This is a genomic window from Streptomyces sp. NPDC088246 (assembly GCF_044741025.1).
Classification (GTDB): Bacteria; Actinomycetota; Actinomycetes; order Streptomycetales; family Streptomycetaceae; genus Streptomyces.
Genome location: NZ_JBIURV010000152.1, coordinates 1 through 2,705, shown reverse-complemented (window position 1 = coordinate 2,705; position 2,705 = coordinate 1). Strand labels below are relative to the sequence as shown.

Annotated in this window: 3 protein-coding genes and 1 pseudogene; 1 reads left to right on the top strand and 3 read right to left on the bottom strand. The window is 67.0% G+C overall.

Annotated features, from left to right (window positions below):
• Positions 1-53: 53 nt before the first annotated feature.
• The 3 genes and pseudogenes from ACIPEK_RS46455 to ACIPEK_RS46445 form a co-directional block, all read right to left on the bottom strand.
• Positions 54-332: a transposase gene (locus tag ACIPEK_RS46455; protein ID WP_402009040.1), complete on the bottom strand. Its 279-nt coding sequence runs from the start codon at positions 330-332 to the stop codon at positions 54-56.
• A gap of 110 nt (positions 333-442) precedes the next feature.
• Positions 443-1,450, bottom strand: a complete 1,008-nt coding sequence (locus tag ACIPEK_RS46450) for a hypothetical protein (protein ID WP_402009037.1) — start codon at positions 1,448-1,450, stop codon at positions 443-445.
• Between the two features lie 298 nt (positions 1,451-1,748).
• Positions 1,749-1,850, bottom strand: a pseudogene (locus ACIPEK_RS46445) (IS5/IS1182 family transposase); the annotation flags it as partial.
• A gap of 136 nt (positions 1,851-1,986) precedes the next feature.
• Here ACIPEK_RS46445 and ACIPEK_RS46440 point away from each other — a divergent pair.
• The coding region (locus ACIPEK_RS46440; protein WP_402009034.1) for an MmgE/PrpD family protein at positions 1,987-2,705 on the top strand (719 nt) is incomplete at its 3' end.

Here is a 2,705-nt window from a genome sequence, read left to right as displayed (position 1 = left end):
AGACCGCCTGGATCAACGACCCGACCAAGCGTAGAGAGCCCGCACCACAGATCTCATAGCGTCACAACCGTCTCACTGGACTTGAAATCTTCCGGTCGTCCACCACCCACACCTGCGGACGCACCACCCCAACCGCCCGCCGGGCCAAACCCCGCGCGGACCGTGTCCACCGGCCAGGTCGACGACGTCATGAACTGCTGCAACTGCTGATGGTCCACACCCAGACGCCCCGCCATCGGCTGCATCGACTTCCGGCGCCCGTCCAGCAACAGACCCCGCAGATACAGCCCGCCCTTCACCCGCTGGTCAGCACGTCTCAGCGGAGCGAACACCTCCCGGCGAACTCCTCCAACCGGCCCCGGGACTGCGTGAGTTCGTCCGCCCTCATACCAGCAGGAAACCACCAGAACGACCACTTACCCAGAAACATAACAAAGCCCTACTAGTAGAGCGACTTCTCCACGATGGCGTTGTCGGGGAAGCGGCTGTCGCCGTAGTAGTTCCACCGCAAGCGCAAGTCGATTGTGCTTCCGCTGGAGTTGAGAGAGGGAGCGGAGCCGGAGGCGCCCACGCCGTCGGTTGGGCGGTGCCAGCCCTCCCAGGTCCGCCCGAAATCGCTGGACTGGCTGATCCAGGCATAGCCGTCGGTGCCAAGGCAGGCGACGGCCTCGTGGGCCTGCTGGGCGTATTCGGGGTCGCCGGGCTGTTCGGTGATGGTGACCGAGCCGCCGCGGGCGATCTCGACGCTGGACTCGCAGAGCGCGTCGCCGGGGAACTTGGACCACGTCACGGTGCTTGGGAGCGAGACGTCGAGAGCAGTGAAGAGCGGATCGTCGAGCCTGCCCACGCCGACTGCCACGATCTGTCCGTCCTGAGGGTTCTCGGTGCTGGTGTCGGGGATGACGATCCCGGAGATCTTCGCGTCCCCCCAGCGGTCTCCTCCCCGGAGCAGGGTGCCGGTGGCTGAGGCTGGGGTGACGAAGTTGCCGCGGAACTGCGGGGTGCCGTTGGTCACGTCCATGTCCTGCCAGGCCATGCGCCCGTCGATCCGCTGGACCCCGATGTAGACGTGGTTCCCGTTCGGGATGACGGTGGGGGAGTTGCGCGTGTAAGCGTCCCCGGGAACCCGGTTCCAGGCCGTCCACGCGTTGTTGGCGAGGTTCTCCAGCACGCTGTAGTAGATCTGGCCATCGGTCCCGGTGTGGAAGATGGTGATGCGGCCGCGGATGGAGACGATGACCGGCGCGACGTAGGTCGTGTTAGGCACCGGATGCTGCCGGTAGTCGCCGTCGTCATAGTTCCACCAGATGTGGTCGTCGAGGCCGTCGACCACGCCGTACGTGGTGCCCGCGTACGACAGCTTGTCAGGCGTGTCCTTGGCGCGGGCCGCCTTGCCGACCAGCTTCCAGGACGACTCGGCCCGGCCCGCGGAGGCCGGAGACGCGGCCACGCCGACGAGCAGGGCGGCCCCCCGTCAGTACTCCGATCGAAGCGCGTAGCCCGGTGGAATTGAACCGAGGATTGTTCCTGTTCCAGAGCATTGCTGACCTCATTCCCGATGTCGCCGACCTGCCCCAAGGACGGTAGCTCCGGCCGCATCCCCGTGCTGTTCCGAGAGTGCACGGGCACATGACCCCGCCTGCACTGACAGTGCGCTGGCCCGCCCACCTCCTCGCCACACTGAACACCGGCCGGAACTTGCGGTACCCAGCTCCCGGGCAGGGTTTATCTGTGAGCCCTTTCCATCCTCACGTTGATGCGCGGTGAAGGACGAGGGCGGTCTTGACGAGGTCGGTGATGCGGTTGGTGCTGCAGCGGAGCTTTCGCAGGAATCGCCAGCCCTTGAGGGACTCGGGCATCTCAGTGAATCAGGCGACAGGTGCGCAGGGCTGACGATTCGAGGGCCTTCCACTGCGGCACCATGAGCGGCCGTCAGCGACGACGAACTCAGGACCATACTGGAAACGGCAGGAGTGCAGAAAGCTCATGAGTGTCTCCGGACCCAAGCCCGATCGGGTGGCCGACAACGCCGGCGGCGACCCCACGGACCCCGCGGGTCCCACCGGCCGGCTGACCACCTGGCTTGCCGGCACCTCGCTGGGCGAGGTGCCGCCTTCCGTGCGCGAGCGCGCCAAGCACCTGCTGCTCGACGGTATCGCCTGTGCCCTGGTCGGAGCCAGGCTCCCTGTCTCCCGCAAGGGTGTCGAGGGGGTCACCGCGCTGGACAACGCCGGAAGCGCCATGCTGATCGGTTGGGGAGCCCGCACGACCAGCGCGCCGTCGGCGGCGATGCTCAATTCCAGCTTCATCCAGGGCTTCGAACTCGACGACTACCACCCGCTCGCCCCGTTGCACAGCAATGCGCTGGTCGTGCCGGCCATGCTCGCGGCGGTCCCGCACGTCGGCGAGGTGTCAGGGTCCCGCTTCCTGCTCGGCGCGATCCTCGGCTATGAGACGGGGCCACGGGTGGGCATGGCCCTGGGGGGCCTGGAGATGATCTCCCGCGGCTGGCATTCGGGTGTGGTCTTTGGTACCCACAGCGCCGCGGTGTCTGCTGGGACGCTCTATGGGCTGAACGCCGCCGGATTCGAGGACGCCCTTGGAATGGCCGCCACCCAGTCGTGCGGCCTGATGTCGGCGCAGTTCGAGTCGATGGTCAAGCGGATGCAGCACGGCTTCGCCGCGCGCAACGGCCTGACCGCGGC